This window comes from Mesorhizobium sp. Pch-S (genome assembly GCF_004136315.1).
Classification (GTDB): Bacteria; Pseudomonadota; Alphaproteobacteria; order Rhizobiales; family Rhizobiaceae; genus Mesorhizobium.
Window position 1 is genome coordinate 1,174,130 of the sequence record NZ_CP029562.1, and the last position, 17,354, is coordinate 1,191,483.

At 64.8% G+C, this 17,354-nt stretch carries 18 protein-coding genes; 5 read left to right on the forward strand and 13 right to left on the reverse strand.

Translation table 11 applies throughout. The features are described 5' to 3' along the window. Positions 1-146 precede the first annotated feature (146 nt). Positions 147-503, forward strand: a complete 357-nt coding sequence (locus tag C1M53_RS05420) for a cupin domain-containing protein (RefSeq protein WP_129411306.1) — start codon at positions 147-149, stop codon at positions 501-503. 251 nt (positions 504-754) lie between these two features. On the opposite strand, the gene C1M53_RS05425 is transcribed toward C1M53_RS05420, so the two are convergent. Continuing rightward, positions 755-1,693, reverse strand: coding sequence for a LysR family transcriptional regulator (locus C1M53_RS05425; RefSeq protein WP_129411307.1), 939 nt, complete (start codon positions 1,691-1,693; stop codon positions 755-757). Between the two features lie 213 nt (positions 1,694-1,906). Between C1M53_RS05425 and C1M53_RS05430 the strand changes: the two genes are divergently transcribed. Together C1M53_RS05430 and C1M53_RS05435 are read left to right on the forward strand one after the other, a co-directional pair. After that, entirely contained in the window at positions 1,907-2,539 is a 633-nt protein-coding gene (locus tag C1M53_RS05430; protein ID WP_129411308.1) for a glutathione S-transferase N-terminal domain-containing protein, read from the forward strand. Positions 2,540-2,580: 41 nt separating this feature from the next. Next, on the forward strand, positions 2,581-3,504 hold the full coding sequence (locus tag C1M53_RS05435) for a DMT family transporter (protein WP_129411309.1): 924 nt from the start codon (positions 2,581-2,583) through the stop codon (positions 3,502-3,504). A 233-nt stretch (positions 3,505-3,737) separates the two neighbouring features. On the opposite strand, the gene C1M53_RS05440 is transcribed toward C1M53_RS05435, so the two are convergent. Then, the gene (locus C1M53_RS05440) at positions 3,738-4,319 is read right to left on the reverse strand and encodes a TetR/AcrR family transcriptional regulator (RefSeq protein ID WP_129411310.1); all 582 of its coding nucleotides are present in this window, start codon (positions 4,317-4,319) and stop codon (positions 3,738-3,740) included. A gap of 97 nt (positions 4,320-4,416) precedes the next feature. On the opposite strand from C1M53_RS05440, the gene C1M53_RS05445 reads away from it, so the two are divergent. After that, positions 4,417-4,935: a DinB family protein gene (locus C1M53_RS05445; protein ID WP_129411311.1), complete on the forward strand. Its 519-nt coding sequence runs from the start codon at positions 4,417-4,419 to the stop codon at positions 4,933-4,935. A gap of 33 nt (positions 4,936-4,968) precedes the next feature. Here the strand turns inward: C1M53_RS05445 and C1M53_RS05450 are convergent, their stop codons facing one another. Both C1M53_RS05450 and C1M53_RS05455 read right to left on the reverse strand, forming a co-directional pair. Beyond that, on the reverse strand, positions 4,969-5,181 hold the full coding sequence (locus tag C1M53_RS05450) for a hypothetical protein (protein ID WP_129411312.1): 213 nt from the start codon (positions 5,179-5,181) through the stop codon (positions 4,969-4,971). Continuing rightward, on the reverse strand, positions 5,178-5,519 hold the full coding sequence (locus tag C1M53_RS05455; RefSeq protein WP_129411313.1) for a hypothetical protein: 342 nt from the start codon (positions 5,517-5,519) through the stop codon (positions 5,178-5,180). Before C1M53_RS05455 ends, C1M53_RS05450 begins: the two co-directional genes overlap by 4 nt. A 238-nt stretch (positions 5,520-5,757) precedes the next feature. On the opposite strand from C1M53_RS05455, the gene thrS reads away from it, so the two are divergent. Next, complete coding sequence (gene thrS / locus C1M53_RS05460; RefSeq protein ID WP_129411314.1) at positions 5,758-6,963, forward strand: threonine--tRNA ligase; 1,206 nt, start codon at positions 5,758-5,760, stop codon at positions 6,961-6,963. Positions 6,964-7,114: 151 nt separating this feature from the next. On the opposite strand, the gene C1M53_RS05465 is transcribed toward thrS, so the two are convergent. The 9 genes from C1M53_RS05465 to C1M53_RS05505 form a co-directional block, all read right to left on the reverse strand. Further along, positions 7,115-8,680, reverse strand: coding sequence for an FGGY-family carbohydrate kinase (locus tag C1M53_RS05465; protein ID WP_129416035.1), 1,566 nt, complete (start codon positions 8,678-8,680; stop codon positions 7,115-7,117). A 172-nt stretch (positions 8,681-8,852) separates the two neighbouring features. Beyond that, the gene (locus tag C1M53_RS05470; RefSeq protein WP_129411315.1) at positions 8,853-10,331 is read right to left on the reverse strand and encodes a mannitol dehydrogenase family protein; all 1,479 of its coding nucleotides are present in this window, start codon (positions 10,329-10,331) and stop codon (positions 8,853-8,855) included. Positions 10,332-10,532: 201 nt separating this feature from the next. Continuing rightward, complete coding sequence (locus tag C1M53_RS05475; protein WP_129411316.1) at positions 10,533-11,306, reverse strand: L-iditol 2-dehydrogenase; 774 nt, start codon at positions 11,304-11,306, stop codon at positions 10,533-10,535. 31 nt (positions 11,307-11,337) lie between these two features. After that, positions 11,338-11,727, reverse strand: a complete 390-nt coding sequence (locus C1M53_RS05480; RefSeq protein ID WP_129411317.1) for a VOC family protein — start codon at positions 11,725-11,727, stop codon at positions 11,338-11,340. A gap of 7 nt (positions 11,728-11,734) precedes the next feature. After that, positions 11,735-12,733, reverse strand: coding sequence for an ABC transporter ATP-binding protein (locus tag C1M53_RS05485; protein WP_129411318.1), 999 nt, complete (start codon positions 12,731-12,733; stop codon positions 11,735-11,737). A gap of 27 nt (positions 12,734-12,760) precedes the next feature. Next, complete coding sequence (locus tag C1M53_RS05490) at positions 12,761-13,585, reverse strand: carbohydrate ABC transporter permease (protein WP_129411319.1); 825 nt, start codon at positions 13,583-13,585, stop codon at positions 12,761-12,763. A 9-nt stretch (positions 13,586-13,594) separates the two neighbouring features. After that, positions 13,595-14,467: a sugar ABC transporter permease gene (locus C1M53_RS05495; RefSeq protein WP_129411320.1), complete on the reverse strand. Its 873-nt coding sequence runs from the start codon at positions 14,465-14,467 to the stop codon at positions 13,595-13,597. Positions 14,468-14,730: 263 nt separating this feature from the next. Beyond that, positions 14,731-16,041, reverse strand: coding sequence for a sugar ABC transporter substrate-binding protein (locus tag C1M53_RS05500; protein ID WP_129411321.1), 1,311 nt, complete (start codon positions 16,039-16,041; stop codon positions 14,731-14,733). Positions 16,042-16,292: 251 nt separating this feature from the next. Further along, positions 16,293-17,255, reverse strand: coding sequence for a sugar-binding transcriptional regulator (locus C1M53_RS05505; RefSeq protein WP_129411322.1), 963 nt, complete (start codon positions 17,253-17,255; stop codon positions 16,293-16,295). Positions 17,256-17,354 lie beyond the last annotated feature (99 nt).

The following is a 17,354-nucleotide window of genomic DNA, read 5'->3' on the forward strand; positions in this document are numbered from 1 at the left end:
TGGCCGGTGGCGAAACCCGAACACGTGGTCAGGACGATCCCGGCGAGTTCAATTCCCAACAGGAAACGAAGTTGCCTGATCCAAATGCATCGGATATTCGAACTGTCGGGCACTCTGCCCGAAAATCCAATTGGGAGAGGTTCATCGTGACACGCGACACACTTATCAAGTTCGGCAAGGTGGAGAACGCCGATGCCAGCGACCTGCCGGGCTGGGTGGTGGTCGAAGGAACGCCGACGATGAAAACCGCCGTCCAGCACACCACCGAGGATGGCAAGGTCCTGTCGGGCACCTGGCAAGCGACCCCGGGCACCTATCACGCGACCTACACCGATTACGAATTCGTCCACATGATCGCCGGGCGCATCATCATCACACCGGATGGCGGTGATCCGGTTGAAGTCGGTCCGGGCGATGCGTTTGTCGTGGAAGCCGACTTCAAGGGAACCTGGAAGATCGTCGAGCCGGTGACGAAGCACTTCGTGGTCACTGTTGGCTCGTAGGACGCGGCCGGCCGGCGATATTTTTCGGCAGCGCTGTTTGCATTCCAGGACTCGCTGGCGCGACCTCCGGTTGGCCAGGCCATCGTCAGCCTGAGATCGCAAATTTCAGAAAAATATCAGAATCCGGACCTTGCTCCGTCGGGACATTAGCCCGAAGACATATATGGGCCGCCGTTGCAGTCGCTTCGGCGGTCCGATGTCACATTCCGGCCCCAACGGCCGCCCGCTCAGCTCCGGCTGGGCGGGCTTTTTTATGGGATACGGGGGGCGTCCTGTCCCTGGCTTGCCTCGAACAACGGGCGGTGTTTCACCAGTGCCTGGCCGGCAAATTCGGTGAAGGCGCTGACGCGGGCGGTGCGGCGCAGATCCTCATGGGTAAGGATCCACAGCGCCGTCGCCATCTCGGCGACCGGGGAACCGATGCGGACAAGGCCCGGCGTCCGTTCGCCGAGATAACATGGCAGACCGACGAGGCCGAGGCCGGCAGCCGCTGCCTCGCGGGCCGCGACCAGCGAGTCGCAACGCAGCACCGAGGCCGAGCCCGGCAGCCTGGCACGCATCCACCGGGCGACGCTGGAGCCGGCCAGTGCATCGCTGAGGCCTATCCAGCGTTCATCGGTTACCGCCAGATCGTCACCGGCTTCGAGGCCACGCTCCTGGAGATAGGCAGGCGCGGCATAGATGGCGAAGGCAATGCCCGAGATGCGGCGGCCGACCAATGTCTCCGGTGGATCCATGGCCGGGCGCACGGCGACATCGGCGTCGCGATGGGTGAGGTTGGCGAAGGCATTTGCCGTGGCCACTTCCAGCAGCACGCCGGGATGGCGCTGGCGGAAGGCCGCCAGGACCGAGGGCAGCACCGACGCCATCAGCGTGTCGGTGGTGGTGATGCGCAGGCTGCCTTCGAGGCGCAGGTCCTGCCCGGTCAGGCGGCGCTCCAGCTCGGTGACAGTTTCCGCCATCTGCCGTGACACGGCAAGCAGTTCCTCGCCGCCGGCGGTCAGCGTGTAGCCGGTCGGCAGGCGGTCGAACAGGCGCACGCCGAGCTTCTGCTCGAAGGCGCCGACCCGGCGCAGCACGGTGGTGTGGTTGACACCGAGCGAACGCGCCGCCGCGGCGAGCGAACTCGTTTCCGCAACCGCCAGCACGAAACGCAGGTCTTCCCAGTCGATGCGATAGTTACTGTGCATGATTGCACGAACCTAGCGCAAGATAACGCTTCAGGCGAGCATTTCCGCAGAGGTCGAACGCAAAACCGGAGCATGCCTCGTCGCGTAATCCCGCCTCATCAGCCTCTGTGCGTTTTTGCAGGATAAGACGGCAAACAGACAGATCGAACTGCGAACAAGCACAGTCTACCCAAACTCCAACGATCGGACGGACCGGTCGAAGGAGACCACGAGATGACCCCCATCCAGCTCTACACCTACCAGACGCCGAACGGCCACAAGGCCTCGATCATGCTCGAAGAGACCGGATTGCCCTACGAGGTCCAGATCATCGACATCGAGGCCGGCGAACAGAGGACGCCGGAGTTCCTGGCGCTCAACCCCAACAACAAGATCCCGGTCATCGTCGATCCGGACAGGGACCGCACCATCTTCGAATCCGGCGCGATCCTGCACTATCTCGCCGAACGCTCCGGCGTGCTTGTACCGGGTTCCGATGCCGAACGCGTTCAGGTGCAGAGCTGGACCCTGTTCCAGGCAGCACATGTCGGCCCGACCTTGGGGCAGCTGTGGAACTACAAGATCTTCGCGCCGGAGAAGATCCCCTATGTCATCGGTCGCTTCGAGGCCGAGGCAAACCGCGTGTTCCGCGTGCTGGAGAGCCAGCTGTCGCGCCACGCCCATATCGTCGGCGAAGCCTATGGAATTGCCGACGTGATGACCTGGCCGTGGATCCACGCCGGGCTCACCAAGCTCGGGCTCTCGCTCGACGCCACGCCCAGCCTCGCACGCTGGTACATGGCCATCGGCGCGCGGCCTGCCGTGCTGCGCGGCCTCGTCGTGCCGCGGCTGCCAGCCCACCACTGATCCCTCAAACATCATTCGCATTCTTTTCAAAGGAGGCTCCCATGGAGACCCTGTTCGTACCCCTGTCCCTGTTCGCCGGCGGCCTGCTCGCCGTCCAGGCCGGCGCCAATGCACAGCTCTCGAAGGCCATCGGTTCGCCCTTCGCGGCGACCACGCTGCAGCTCACGGTCGGCACCGGACTGCTGCTGCTGATCGCCCTGTTCACCGGCACGCTGGCCGCGCTCGGCGCCTTGCCGCAGGCTGAATGGTGGCACCTCATCGGCGGCACCGCCTCGGCGATCTATGTCGTCTCGACCATCGTGCTGTTCCCCCGCCTCGGCGCCGTCGTCTCGGTCGGACTGTTCATCGCCGGGCAGATGCTCGCCTCGCTTGCCCTCGACAGCTTCGGCCTGCTCGGCGTGGCGCAGACCGGTCTGCAGGCCGGAGCGGCCATCGGCACGCTGGTGGTGCTGGCCGGCGTCGCCATGATCGTCTTCGGCCAGGGTGGCAGCGACAACCTCAAGGCCGACAAGTTGGGCTGGATCGCACTGGCGCTGATCGCCGGTGCGGTGCTCCCGGTCCAGGGTGCGGTCAATGCGCTGCTGCGACATGATCTTGGCGGCGCACCTTTCGCAGTGGGCGCCATCTCATTCTTCGTCGCGACGCTGGCGATGGCAGCGGTGATGCTGGTGGTGCTGGCCTTGCGCAAGACGCCGAGCCCCAACATCGGCGGCGTGCAGACCATGCCCTGGTGGGGCTGGCTCGGCGGCGTCGCGGGGGCAACCTACGTCACCACCGTGTTCACCGCGATCCCGGTCATCGGCGCAGCCGCCGCGGTCGGCTTCACCGTCGCCGGCCAGCAAGTCGCCAGCGTGTTCGTCGATCGCTATGGCTGGTTCCGCCTGCCGCAGCGGCCGGTGTCGGGCCTGCGCCTCGCAGGGGTGGTGCTGCTCCTCGCCGGCGTCGCCGTCATCAAGCTGGTCTGAACCGTCAGGTTTGTGGTGCGTCCTTCGAGGCTCGTCCGTGCGTATCTTCCAATGCCTTGCGGGCTCACACCTCAGGATGAGGACGGTTGTGCAATGGAGGCCACATTCTGAGGGGTTTCAGAACTTGGGTGGCGTTGCACAACCGTCCTCATCCTGAGGTGCGAGCCCGCACAAGCATTGGATGGATTGCACAACCATTGCGGGCGAGCCTCGAAGGACGCACCAAATCACCGCTAGTGTTCCGCCAGATAAAGACGGATCAGCCTGACCAGCTCGTCGCGGACCTGCGCCTCATGCAGCATGCCGCGGCGCGCCGCGTTGTGGATGACGCCATCGATGGCGTCCGACAGCACCAGGCCGACGACGGCCGGACCCCTGTCGTTGGGTCGGTAGGCCGCAGCAGCCTCGGTATAGAATGCGAGGTATTGCCGCTCGATCTGGCTGTTCTGGTCGCGATAGGCTTCAAGGCCCGGCGCCTCGTCCAGCAGCACCCGGTGCAGACCAGGATGGATGCTGTGGGCTTCGACGATGTTGGCCACCAGCGTCGCGGCGAAATCGGCGAGAGGCTGTCGCTGCGCCAGGGCTGTCCTCACGGCGGCAAGGCTGTCGTCCAGATGATGGCGGCGGATCGCCCCCACCAGCGAGACCTTGTCGGGAAAATACTGGTAGAGCGAGCCGACGCTGACGCCGGCCGCCTCGGCCACCCTGTTGGTGGTGAAACCCGGCCATCCCTGCTCGCTCAGAATGCGAGCCCCGGCCTCGACGATCGCATCGACCGTCGCCCGGGACCGCGCTTGTCGCGGCTCCTTGCGCATCAACGGCTGCCGCTTTGTTATGCGAGTAGACAATTTCGCACCCTCGCCAAAATATAGAGACATTACTCACATTTTCTCGGCAGGGACAGGTTCGGCAATGCGTGAAATGCTTCGCACCCTTTACGGCTACCAGGCCTGGGCAAACAACGAGCTGTTCGACAGGCTGGCGCTGCTCGACCAGCAGACGCAGGCGGCGGAACTGCATACCGCACTGCGCCTGGTCAGCCACCATCACGTGGTGGCCGAGATCTTCGCGGCGCATCTCAGCGGCGCCAGACAGCACCACACATCCGACAACACGCCGGAGACGCCGACGCTGGAGGCCCTGCGGGCGTCGGTATCGGCAACGGACGGATGGTACCAGCAATACGTCCTCGACGTGACGGACGGTCAGCTCGATGAAGCCGTCGCCTTCACCTTCACCGATGGCGACAAGGGCAGCATGACACGGCACGAAATGCTGCAGCACGTCGCCCTGCATTCGGCGATCCATCGCGGCGAGGTCAGCCGCATCCTGGTGCAGCTTTCGATCACGCCGCCCTGGGATACGCTCGCCGTCTACCTGCACCGGACGCAGCCGGCGCGGCGTGAGCAGGAACTGCGGCCGACCGGGTGAACCAGCCCTCCGCCGATCCAGTCCCTCCAGCGCTCAAGCCGGCATCGCGTCCTGCCAGCCGGTTTTCTCGAGAACAATCCTGGCCAGCTCGACAGGCGTCCGTCCGTCTGTCGGCACCACGATCAGGCCATCGGCATTCTCGCCGGCCATGCGCCTTGCCTGCCGCAGCGAGCGTTCGGCCTGCGCTTCCGCGCCCCGGCCGATCTCGCGCTGCGCCAGGCGCTCAAGCAGCACGGGCTCGCTCACGCCAAGCCGCACGAGGTGATCTCGGCGTCGGGAATGGCTGCCAGGATCCAGCGCCTGTCGAAGGCAAGATGCTGCATGACGCCCGACATGATCAGCCGCGTGTGGCCCAGGGCCCGGTATGTCGACCAGATAGCGGCAAGGTTGATGCTGCTGATGTCGACGGTGCCCGGCCACAGCCGGTCGAGCTCTTCCCGTGTCGGGCGCGGGAACACCCTGTCGAGCTCGTCGGTTTCGACAACCGCGTGCGCGATCTGCGCGGCGGCGAGCTCAACACTGAGTTCCCAGCAAAGCGTCGACTTGCCGACACCCGCCGGTCCCGTAATCAGCAACAGCTGCATTTTGCCTCTTCGGTTCTGTGCCGGTCCAACCGGCTGACATTGACAACGCGCCAAACCATACCCATACCTTGTGCCCATGAGACAGATGTTTGCCTCCGCCACGACCACGACGACCATCGCTTTGCGGTGGCCGGTCGTCTGATGCGCTGAACAAACAGCTTCTCGACCCCCAGCCCCGCCGGATCGTGCGGGGTTTTTTGTTCCTTTCGCTGTCCGGCTTTTTTTCAAGGACAGAACCATGGAACAAGACGATCACCGTATCCTGGCCAACCGGCTCGACCTCTTCCATTTCGAAGAGGACGCTCCCGGCATGGTCTATTGGCACCCGGCCGGCTGGCAGCTCTATCGCCAGCTCGAGGACTATATCCGAAGTCGCATGCGGCAATCCGGTTATGAGGAGGTGCATTCGCCGCAGCTCCTGCCGCGCAGCCTGTGGGAGCGCTCCGGACATTGGGAGAAATTCCGCGACAACATGTTCGTGATGCCGCGCGAAGGCGGCCGCGACATGGCGCTCAAGCCGATGAGCTGTCCGTGCCACATCCAGATCTTCAACGCCTCGCTGCGCTCCTGGCGTGACCTGCCGATGCGGCTTTGCGAGTTCGGCGCATGCCACCGCGACGAGCCCTCCGGCGCGATGCATGGACTGATGCGCACGCGCGGCTTCGTCCAGGACGATGCCCATGTGCTTTGCCAGTCGGAGCAGGTCGAGGCGGAAGTCGCCCGCTTCGTCGTGCTGCTTTCGTCGATCTATGCCGACCTCGGCTTCGATGATTTCGAAGTGGCGCTCTCGCTGCGTCCTGAAAAGCGGGCGGGATCGGAGGCGGACTGGGACGTGGCGGAAGCGCAATTGCTGGCAGCGGCAAGGGCCGCGGGTCTGGAGCCCGTCCTGCAGCCCGGTGAAGGCGCTTTCTACGGGCCGAAACTGGAGTTCGCGCTGCGCGACCGCCAAGGGCGCTCGTGGCAGTGCGGCACGATCCAGCTCGACTTCGTGCTGCCGGCGCGGCTCGACGCGTCCTACATCGATGCCGGCGGCAACCGCGCGGTGCCGGTGATGCTGCATCATGCCGTGTTCGGCTCGATGGGCCGCATGATCGGCATCCTGCTCGAGCATCACCAGGGCAAGCTGCCGTTCTGGCTGGCCCCGGTCCAGATCGCCATCCTGCCCGTGGCTGAAGACCAGCACGATGTCGCGAAGGACTTCGGGCAGCGCCTCGTCGCCGCCGGGCTGCGGCCACGGCTGTTCGATCAGGCCGAGACGTTGTCGCGGCGCATCGTCAGCAGCCACGACCTGTCGATTCCGGTCGTCGCGGTTCTCGGCAAGCGGGAAGCGCAGGATGGCTCCGTCGCCCTCAAGTCGAGGCACGGGCAATGGACGATGGCTCTGGACGAGGCCGTTTCGCGGCTGCTTGCGACGTCCAGCCAGAGAGGCGACGCGTTCAGGTGACGCGCCGCCCCTCATACCAGAAGTCCTGGATGTTGACCCATCCAGGACGCCTCAATCGCCGGCGCGGCCCCTCCTGGCCACTTGGCTTTCGCGCCAACGGGCGCGGCGCGCGGTCGCGCGCTCCGACGGTCATTCAAAATGACCGTCGGTGTCACTCCAGCGCATCGAGTGCCTGGCGCTGCCGGTGCATTTCGAGGAACACGCGATAGTCGCGGTCGAACCGGCTGAGCGAAGCCGGGTTCGGCCGCCGCTCGCGGCCCGGCTGGCGCATGGCCGCGCAGGCCTCGGCGAGGCTCGGATGCAGCCCGGCGGCTGCTGCCGCCGACATTGCCGTGCCGAGCAGCACAGCATCGCCGCTGTCCGATTCCAGCACCGTGCAGCCGGTGGCATCGGCGTAGAGTTCCATCAGCAGCGGGTTGCGGGTGTGGCCGCCGGTCACATGCAGCGTGTCGATGACATAGCCATTGGCATTGAGGGCTTCGAGCACATGACGCACGCCGAGCGCGATGGCGACCGCCGTGCGCCAATAGAGCCGGGCAAGGCTGTCGAAGGATGAATCCAGCGTCAGCCCGCTGATGACGCCCAGCGCGTGCGGATCGGCCAGTGGCGTGCGGTTGCCGTGGAAATCCGGCAGCACATGCAGCCGCGCGGCCAGGTCCAGCCCCTCCTCGGCACGCAGTTCGAGGACGCGTTCGACGATGCGCTTGTGCGTGGCTGCATCCGGTTCGCCGCCATGCCAGCGGATGATGTGGTCGAGCAACGCGCCGGTGGCCGACTGCCCGCCCTCGCTGAGCCAGAGACCCGGCAGGGGTGCGCCAAAATAGGGGCCCCACATGCCGGCGAAAGCCCGCGGCTCGGACGACATCGCCATGACGCAGCTCGATGTGCCGGCGATCAGCGCCAGATGCCGGTCGACATCATCCAGGCCGCCGATGACGCCGAGCGCACCGGCGAAGGCGTCGATGAGGCCGGCGCCGACGCGGCAGGCCGTGGTAAGGCCGAGCGCGGCGGCGGCCTCTTCGGTCAACGGACCCAGATCGCTGCCGACCGGGCTGGGGCGATCCGGCAGCGAACCGTGTTCGAAGATGTCGGCGAGGCCCACGGCCTCGAAGAAATCCGGCCGCCAGCCGGTCTCCTCATGGGCGAGGAAGGTCCATTTGGCGGTGAGCGTGCATTGCGAGCGGGCAAACGAACCGCAGGCCCTGTAAGTGAGGAAATCGGCAAGGTCGAAAAGCTGGCCGGTACGCGCCCAGGCATCGGGCAGATGTCGCTTCACCCACATCAGCTTCGGCGTCGCCATCTCCGGCGACATCACCCCGCCGACATGGCCGAGGACACGGTGGCGGGTGGCCGTGCATTCGTCAGCCTCGGCCAGGGCGCGGTGGTCCATCCAGACGATGGTGTCCCAGCGCTCGCCGCCCGCCTTTGAAACACCGATCTGCTCGCCGTTGCGGCCACGGAAAACATTGGAGCAGGTGGCGTCGAAGGAAATGCCGACGACGTCTTCCGTCGCGACGCCGGCCGCTTCGCGGGCGGCGCGCATGGCTTCGCAGGCGGCGGCCCAGATGTTTTCCGAATCCTGTTCGTAGTGGCCGGGGCTGGCGCGGTTCATGGCGATCGGCCGCTCGGCGCGGGCCAGCAGCCGACCGTTGCTGTCAAACAGGCCGGCGCGCGCGCTGCCCGTACCGACATCGATGGCGGCGAGCACCGGCGCCATCAGTATGGCTGGACCCGCGGGGCGGCCGTCATGGCCGATGATCCAGAGAGCCCGCAGGCCCATTCCGGCTGTGGCAAGAGGGTCGAAAAGGGAGCATCGGCACGCGGCATGGTGCGCACTCTATATGCGCGTTTTGCCCGGCGCTACCGCCTCGGCCACATGGACGACTGGTTCAGAGTTTTCCTGCCAGATAACGTGTCAGCGTCTCGCGCGCGCCAACGTCCCAGACCGTCTTCAGGGCATGGGAGAACGCCTCGATAAAGGCTGGCGAGCGGCCGACCTCGCCATAGATATCCTCCATGGCAAGCCAGGCCGACGGGTCGTCCCTCGCGGCCCTGGCGGTCGCCTGCATGCGGTCCCAGCTCGGATCGTTTGGTTCGATCACCGCGCCGGAATCGGTGGTGCCGAAACAGTAGCGGCACCAGAAGGCGGATTCGAGCGCGAGGCCGGAAACGCCGGCGCCGGCCTTCAATCGGTCCGCGATGGTGGGGATGATGAATTTCGGCTGGCGGTTGGAACCATCGAGGCAAAGCCGGCGCACGGTGTCGCCGATCTTGGGGTTGGAGAAGCGGCGCTCGATCAGCTGGTAATAGTCCTCGAGGTCGGTGTCCGGCACCGGCGGCACGGTCGGGATGATCTCGTCATGTTCGAGCCTGGCGAGGAAGGCCCGCACCAGCGGCTCCTGCATCGCCTCATGCACGAAATGGATGTCCATCAGCCCGGCCGGGTAGGCGATGGTGGCATGGCCGCCATTGAGGATGCGGATCTTCATCAGCTCATAGGGCGAGACGTCCGGCACGAACTGCACGCCGACCTTTTCCAGCGCCGGGCGGCCTGCCGGAAATTTGTCTTCCAGCACCCATTGCCGGAACGGCTCGCAGAATACCGGCCAGTTGTCGTCGACGTCGAAATCCGTCGCCAGTATGCCATGCTCGCGCTTGGTGGTGGCGGGGGTGATGCGATCGACCATGCCGTTCGGAAAGGCGACATTGCCGGCAACCCATTCGGCGAGATCACGGTCGAACAGGCGGGCGAGGCCGATGACGCCGTCGGACGTGACGCGGCCATTGTGAGGAATGTTGTCGCAGGACATCACCGTAAACGGCTGGACGCGTGCAGCGCGACGGCGCACCAGCCCGGCAAGGATCAGGCCGAACACCGTCTTCGGATGGTCCGGATCGCTGGCATCGGCAACGATGTCGGGGTGTTCCGGATTGAAATAGCCCGAGGCCGGATCGATGAAATAACCACCTTCGGTGATGGTCAGCGAAACGATGCGGATGGCCGGATCGGCCAGCCTGTCGATGATCGCCGCCGTCTCGCCCGGCACCAGGAAATCGATCATCGCACCGGTCACCCGGGCGGCCATATGGCCGTCGTCCTGCTCGACCACGGTGGTCAGCCAGTCCTGCTCGGCCAGTCTGGCGCGACCTGCCTTCTCGCCCTCGAACACCCCGGCGCCGACAAGCGCCCAGTCGTGCCCCTCACCCGTGTTGAAAAGGTCGTCGAGATAGACGGCCTGGTGGGCGCGGTGGAAGTTGCCGACGCCGAAATGCAGGATGCCGGCCTTGAGGCTTTCGCGCTTGTAGCCGGGGGCGGCCACCTTCGCGGGCAGCTTGTCCAGATTGGCGAGCGAGAGTTTGGTCGTCATGTCAAAACGCCTTTCATTGAGCACCACCTCCCCTTCTCCCCTTGTGGGAGAAGGTGGATCGGCGCACAGCGCCGAGACGGATGAGGGGTGCTGGAAGAAGCTGAACGCTGGCGATCCGGCCAACACCCCTCATCCGACCTCGCTTACGGCGGCCTAGCCGCCGGGCTCGGCCACCTTCTCCCGCAAGGGGAGAAGGCAAGATCAACTCATCCACTGGCCGCCATCGACGTTGTAGGTCTGGGCGACGATGTATTCGGCCTCCCTGCTGGCCAGGAAAACCGCCATGCCGGTCAGGTCTTCGGCCCGGCCCATGCGGCCGTAAGGCACGCCCTCGCCGACCAGCTTCTTCTTCTCGCCGAGCGGCCGGTTCTCGTATCTGGCGAACAGGGAATCGACATGATCCCAGTGCTCGCCGTCGACCACGCCCGGCGCGATCGCATTGACGTTGATGCGGTGCCTGATCAGGTCGAGCCCGGCCGACTGGGTCAGCGAAATGACGGCCGCCTTGGTGGCGCAATAGACCCCGACCAGCGCTTCGCCGCGACGGCCCGCCTGGCTTGCCATGTTGATGATCCTGCCGCCTTTGCCGCGCGCGATCATCGATTTCGCCGCTGCCTGCAGCATGAACAGCGTGCCGGCGACATTGACGGCGAACAGCCGGTCGTAGCTGGCGCGGCTGATCTCGACGATGGGTGCTGCATCGAACAGAGCGGCGTTGTTGATGAGGATGTCGAGCCCGCCGGCCTTGTTTTCGACCGCGGCAATCGCGGCATCGATCGAAGCCTGATCGGTGACGTCGAGCCGCACCGCATAGGCAGCCGGCCCGATCTCGGACGCGGTTTTTTCCGCCGCTTCCAGGTTGATGTCGGCGATCGCCACCGTCGCGCCTTCGCGCACATAGGCTTCGGCGAAGGCACGGCCGATGCCGCGCGCCGAACCGGTGACGATGGCGGATTTGCCTTCAAGACGCTTCATCGGATTGCACCCGCACGGAAAGCCACGGTCGTCATAGGTCCTCGTCCTCGGCCAGCGGTTCGCCGATCTCGACCGCATGGCGATCGGGATCGTAGAAGCGGAACACGCGCTGGCCCCACGCCTGTTCGATGATCGGATGGATCAGGTCGACCTTGCCGCTCAGCCGCGCAAAGCAGGCGTCGATGTCCTCATCCTCGAAATAGAGCAGCAGATTCGGCTGCCCCAGCGGTTCGGTTTTTGGGGGAGCCGCCACTCCCCATACGGTTTCGATCAGCGCCGACGCGTCGTGGATGGCGAAATGCCCCTTGAAGATGACGATCGTGCCGTGGTCGGCCTTGACCGTCAGGCCAAGCAGATCGCGATAAAAAGCCGTCGCGACGCCAATGTCCCTGACGAAGATGATCGGATTGACGAAGCGCACGACCGTCTCACAGCGCCTTTCCGTCGGCGTCGAAGCGATGCAGCTTGGCCGGGTCCGGCGTCAGGTAGACGATGTCGCCATGGCGAACCCCGATCTCGCCGTCGGCACGCACGTTGATGGTGCCGACATCGTCGGTGTGGACATGCAGGAAGGTGTCGGCGCCGAGATGTTCGGCGACGCCGACCTTGCCGCGCCATTCGCCGCTGTTGGAGGCGATCTTGAGATGTTCGGGGCGGATGCCGACGGTGGCCGCATTGTGCTTGGCCGCCGCCGCGCCGCTGACCAGGTTCATCTTCGGCGAGCCGATGAAGCCGGCGACGAACAGGTTCTTCGGGCTGCGATACAGATCCAGCGGCGAGCCGACCTGCTCGATGTTGCCGGCGTTCAGCACCACGATCTTGTCGGCCATGGTCATGGCCTCGACCTGATCGTGGGTCACGTAGATCATGGTCGTCTTGAGCTGATTGTGCAGCTCCGAGATTTCCAGGCGCATGGTGCCGCGCAGCGCCGCATCGAGGTTCGACAGCGGCTCGTCGAACAGGAAGGCCGAGGGCTGGCGCACGATGGCGCGGCCGATGGCGACACGCTGGCGCTGGCCGCCGGAAAGCTGGCCAGGGCGGCGCTCGAGATAGTTGGTCAGGTTCAGCACGCGGGCGGCATCGCCGACTTTCTTGTCGATGACCTCCTGGCTTTCACCGGCCATCTTGAGCGGGAAGGCGATGTTCTTGGCCACCGTCATATGCGGGTAGAGCGCATAGGACTGGAACACCATGGCCAGCTTGCGCTTGGCCGGCGCCTCGTTGGTGACGTCGCGGCCATCGATGGAGATGGTGCCGCCGCTGGTGTCCTCCAGCCCGGCGATGAGGCGGAGCAGCGTGGACTTGCCGCAGCCGGAGGGGCCGACGAACACGACGAACTCGCCGTCCTCGATGTCGAGGTCGATGTTGGGAATGATCGACGTCGCCCCGAAGGACTTGGAGACATTCCTGAGAGCGATCTTACCCATTTTGTCCTCCTTGAGCTTCCCGGCGCATCACTTCACGGCGCCGAAGGTCAGGCCGCGCACCAGCTGCTTCTGGCTGAACCAGCCCATGATCAGGATCGGTGCGATGGCCAGCGTCGATGCCGCCGAAAGCTTCGCCCAGAACAGTCCCTGCGGACTGGAGAAGGACGAGATGAAAGCGGTGAGCGGAGCGGCGTTGGTGGTGGTGAGCCGGATGGTCCAGAACGCTTCGTTCCAGGCCAGGATGATGTTGAGCAGCATGGTCGAGGCGATGCCCGGCACCGCCATCGGCGTCAGCACATAGAGGATCTCGCCCCACAGCGTGGCGCCGTCCATGCGCGCCGCCTCCAGGATCTCGCCCGGGATTTCGCGGAAATAGGTGTAGAGCATCCAGATGACGATCGGCAGGTTGATCAGCATCAGCATCACCGTCATGCCGATGCGGCTGTCGAGGAGGCCGAGATTGCGGAAGATCAGGTAGATCGGAAACAGCACCGCCACCGCCGGCATCATCTTGGTGGAGAGCATCCACATCAGGACGTCCTTGGTGCGCTTGGTCGGTGAGAACGCCATCGACCAGGCGGCCGGGATGGCGACCACCAGGGCCAGCACCGTCGAGCCCAGCGCCAGGATCACCGAGTTCATGAACGGCTTGAAGTAGTTGTACTGCGACTGGACTTCCGCATAGCTCTCCAGCGTGCCCGACGGGATCAGGCTGAAGCCCTGGATCGCCTCCTGCTCCGACTTGAAGGAGGTGATGATGGTGTAGAGGATCGGGAAGAAGATCACGAGCGCGACAGTCCAGGCCGCAATCGTTGCGATCGTCTTGTGCCGGTTGGTGACGGCGCGTGCCATTGCAGCCTCCTACTTGTCCAGGTTCTTGCCGACGGCGCGCATGGCGAAGAAGGCAACGATGTTGGCAAGGATGACGGCGATGATGCCGCCGGCGGACGCCTGTCCGATTTTGTATTCGAGCAGGGCCTTCTGGTAGACGAGGAACGGCAGGTTGGTGGACGCGTAGCCCGGCCCGCCATTGGTGGTGACGAGGATTTCGGCATAGACCGAAAGCAGGAAGATCGTCTGGATCAGCACCACCACGGTGATGGCGCGCGAGAGATGCGGCAGCGTCAGGTACCAGAAGCGCGACAGAATGCCGGCGCCATCCATTTCAGCCGCCTCCTTCTGCTCGCCGTCCAGCGACTGCAGCGAGGTGAGCAGGATCAGCGTGGCGAAAGGCAACCACTGCCAGGCCACGATCACGATGATCGAAAACAGCGGATATTGCGCGAACCAGTCGATCGGTTGCGCCCCGAAGAAGCGGGCTATGTCGGCGAACACGCCGTAGCCCGGATGCATGATCATGTTCTTCCACACCAGTGCCGCGACCGGCGGCATGACGAAGAAGGGCGAGATCACCAGAATGCGCACGAAACCCTGCCCCCACATCGGCTGGTCGAGCAGAAGCGCAAGCAGGATGCCGCCGACGATGGTGATGGCGAGCACCGCGACCACCAGGATCAGCGTGTTGAGGATGGCGGTGATGAAGGCCGGGTTGTTGAAGAAGAGCGCGTAGTTCGAGAAGCCGACGAAGCCGTCGCGGATCGGATTCAGCGGGTTGTACTGCTGGAAGGAGAACCACAGCGTGATCGCCAGCGGTACCGCCATCCAGATCAGCAGGAGCAGCACCGATGGTGCGGCCATGAAACGCGCGAGCGTACGGGTCTGTTTGGTTGCCATGGTCTCCTCCAACCGGTTCCCAAGAGCCGTAACCTAGCCGTCGCCGCCGTCATGGCGGGCAGCCTATCGATCGCCCGGCCGCACAACGGCCGGGAGAGAGGGAACAGATTACCGCATCTTTTCCAAAAATGACCGCCCGGACCGGGAAGACCCGGGCGGCCAAGGCACCAGGATGTTTCCGGCATCGAACGATGCCTCGAACACCGGGAGGAGCCCTTTGGGCGTCAGCGGATGCCCTTGTCGCCGGGCACCCGGACTGCCCTTTACTGGATGTAACCGCCTTCGGTCATCGCTGCCTTGGCGGCGTCCTGTGCCTGCTTGAGTGCATCGTCCACCGACATCTGGCCGGCAAGTGCCGCCGAGAACAGCTGGCCGACCGTCGTGCCGAGACCCTGGAATTCGGGGATCGCCACGAACTGCACGCCGACATAAGGCACCGGCTTGACCGTCGGCTTGGTCGGGTCGGCGGAATTGATGGAGTCCAGCGTCATCTTGGCGAAGGGCGCTGCCTTGTCATATTCCGGATTGGCGTAAAGCGAGCTGCGCGTGCCGGGCGGCACGTTGGCCCAGCCTTCCTTCGAAGCGACGAGATCGAGATAGCCCTTGCCGGTCGCCCAGGCGACGAACTTCTCGGCCGATGCCGCCTTCTGCGTGCCGGCCGGAATGCCGAGCGACCAGGCCCACAGCCAGTTGCCGCGCTTGCCGAGGCCGTTGTCGGGCGCCAGCGCGTAGCCGACCTTGTCGGCGACCTTGGAGTTCTTGGGATCCGACACGAAGGAAGCCGCCACGGTGGCGTCGATCCACATGCCGCACTTGCCCTGCTGGAACAGCGCGAGGTTCTCGTTGAAGCCATTGGAGGATGCGCCGTCCGGACCATCGGCCTTCATCAGGTCAACATAGAACTGCAGCGTGTTCTTCCATTCCGGCTGGTCGAACTGCGGGTTCCACTTCTCGTCGAACCAGCGCGCGCCAAACGAGTTCGACATGGCGGTCAGGAAGGCCATGTTCTCACCCCAGCCGGCCTTGCCGCGCAGGCAGACGCCGTTCACGCCATTGGCCTTGTCGGTCATCTTGTCGGCGGCTTCCTTGATGAAGGTCCAGGTCGGCGCGTCGGGCATCTTGAGGCCGGCCTTCTCGATCAGGTCCTTGCGGTACATGACGAAGGAGCTTTCGCCGTAGAAGGGTGCGGCGTAAAGCTTGCCGTCGACGGAAAGGCCGCCGGCGATCGCCGGGATGATGTCCTTCTGGTCGTAGTCGGCGCCGAGATTGTCGAGCGGCAGCAGCCAGTTCTGCTTCGCCCAGATCGGCACTTCATAGGTGCCGATGGTCATCACGTCATACTGGCCACCCTTGGTGGCGATGTCGGTGGTGACGCGTTCACGCAGCACGTTCTCTTCCAGCGTGACCCAGTTGAGCTGGATGTCGGGGTTCTTCTTGGTGAAGTCCTCCGTCAGTTTCTGCATGCGGATCATGTCGCCATTGTTGACGGTGGCGATGGTGATCGTCTCGGCATGCGCGGCGAACGCAAAAGCGCTGGCCGAACACAGCCCCAGGACGAGGGTGCGCAGGTTCATCGATTTCCTCCCAAAGAGCCAAGTGAGCATTTGCCTTAGCTGTGAGCAATTATTCATTCTTCGGGATTTATGTCAAGCCGGAATCCGGCTGCTGCCATCACAGACGACCCAACCCCGGCCGGCCGGAATGGTTCCAGCCTCGGCAAGAAGCCGGGCGCCCCAAGGCAAATGGCGGGAAACAATGCCGGACTGGCGAGATGGAGCGGCTGGCAAAGTGATGTCGGGGACGGTCCCGGAGGGACCTGGCGCGCCTAGATTGCGGTCGCCAGCAGGCCTTCGGCCGTACGCTCGTCGGTGATCAGGCCATTGACGAGACGCCGCGTCACCGCGGCGAGGATGCCGGGCAGCTTGCGTTCGCCCATGGCGAGCGCCACGACCAGCGAACGCTCGCGCGAGGGCAGCGGTGCGGAGGCGACACGATCGTTGGTGATGCCATCGATCAGGCGGCCATCACGGTCGAAGGCCCAGCCGACGATCTCGCCGACGGCGCCGGCCTTCTGCAGCGCCTTGAGGTCGGCCTCGGTGATGAAGCCGTCTTCCAGCAGCGGCGCCTGCGGGCCGAGGTCGCCAACGCCGACAAAGGTGACGTCGGCCTGTGCGGCCAGGGCCAGCGTCGGCTGGATAAGCTGCTGGCTGTGCAGCATTTTCCGCTCCTCCGGCGAAGAGGCGATCGCCGGCAGCGGCATCGGGAAACTGCGCGCCTTGATGGTGTCGGCCATGGTGAAGATGACGTTGTAGAAGGCGGCCGAACCGTCCGGCGAGATGTTTCCGGTGAGCGAAACCACCTTGTGCTGCGGGCACTCCATCGGCGGCAGCTGCTCGATGGCAGCCTTCAGCGTGCGGCCGGTGCCGATAGCCATGATGACCGGCTCCGGCCGGCGCAGCCACTTCTCGATTTCGACTGCCGCCGCCTGGGCGACGCCGATGGTCGAAGAAGTGGAATCGGGATCGCTCGGCGTCACCTCGACCAGGTCGAGCGCGAATCGGGATTTCAGCCTGGCGGCAAGGTCGAGGCAGTTGGCGATGGGATGGTCGACCCGGACCTTGATCAGTCCCTCAGACATCGCCAGCGACACCAGCCGCTGCGCGGTCTGGCGCGAAATGCCGAGCTTCGCGGCGATCTGGTCCTGCGTGTTGCCGGCAACATAATAGAGCCAGCCGGCACGCGCGGCATCGTCAAGCCTGGGATTGCTGGTTTCGGACCGAGCACTCATTGCAACCACTCGCGGGGCAGTCACTTTGCGGGGCAACCCCACACGGGTCGGCACGCCAGGAAGACTATCGCCCGCTACTGTCGCAGGGTTTTCGAGAAT

What these genes read in the sequence shown, in the direction of transcription:
- thrS (WP_129411314.1), top strand. Translation starts at nt 5,758, where the DNA reads ATGGAACAAGACGATCACCGTATCCTGGCCAACCGGCTCGACCTCTTC.
- C1M53_RS05430 (WP_129411308.1), top strand. Translation starts at nt 1,907, where the DNA reads ATGACCCCCATCCAGCTCTACACCTACCAGACGCCGAACGGCCACAAG.
- C1M53_RS05485 (WP_129411318.1), bottom strand. Translation starts at nt 12,733, where the DNA reads ATGGGTAAGATCGCTCTCAGGAATGTCTCCAAGTCCTTCGGGGCGACG.
- C1M53_RS05470 (WP_129411315.1), bottom strand. Translation starts at nt 10,331, where the DNA reads ATGACGACCAAACTCTCGCTCGCCAATCTGGACAAGCTGCCCGCGAAG.
- C1M53_RS05490 (WP_129411319.1), bottom strand. Translation starts at nt 13,585, where the DNA reads ATGGCACGCGCCGTCACCAACCGGCACAAGACGATCGCAACGATTGCG.
- C1M53_RS05425 (WP_129411307.1), bottom strand. Translation starts at nt 1,693, where the DNA reads ATGCACAGTAACTATCGCATCGACTGGGAAGACCTGCGTTTCGTGCTG.
- C1M53_RS05475 (WP_129411316.1), bottom strand. Translation starts at nt 11,306, where the DNA reads ATGAAGCGTCTTGAAGGCAAATCCGCCATCGTCACCGGTTCGGCGCGC.
- C1M53_RS05500 (WP_129411321.1), bottom strand. Translation starts at nt 16,041, where the DNA reads ATGAACCTGCGCACCCTCGTCCTGGGGCTGTGTTCGGCCAGCGCTTTT.
- C1M53_RS05445 (WP_129411311.1), top strand. Translation starts at nt 4,417, where the DNA reads ATGCGTGAAATGCTTCGCACCCTTTACGGCTACCAGGCCTGGGCAAAC.
- C1M53_RS05435 (WP_129411309.1), top strand. Translation starts at nt 2,581, where the DNA reads ATGGAGACCCTGTTCGTACCCCTGTCCCTGTTCGCCGGCGGCCTGCTC.
- C1M53_RS05440 (WP_129411310.1), bottom strand. Translation starts at nt 4,319, where the DNA reads ATGCGCAAGGAGCCGCGACAAGCGCGGTCCCGGGCGACGGTCGATGCG.
- C1M53_RS05465 (WP_129416035.1), bottom strand. Translation starts at nt 8,680, where the DNA reads ATGGCGCCGGTGCTCGCCGCCATCGATGTCGGTACGGGCAGCGCGCGC.
- C1M53_RS05455 (WP_129411313.1), bottom strand. Translation starts at nt 5,519, where the DNA reads ATGCAGCTGTTGCTGATTACGGGACCGGCGGGTGTCGGCAAGTCGACG.
- C1M53_RS05505 (WP_129411322.1), bottom strand. Translation starts at nt 17,255, where the DNA reads ATGAGTGCTCGGTCCGAAACCAGCAATCCCAGGCTTGACGATGCCGCG.
- C1M53_RS05495 (WP_129411320.1), bottom strand. Translation starts at nt 14,467, where the DNA reads ATGGCAACCAAACAGACCCGTACGCTCGCGCGTTTCATGGCCGCACCA.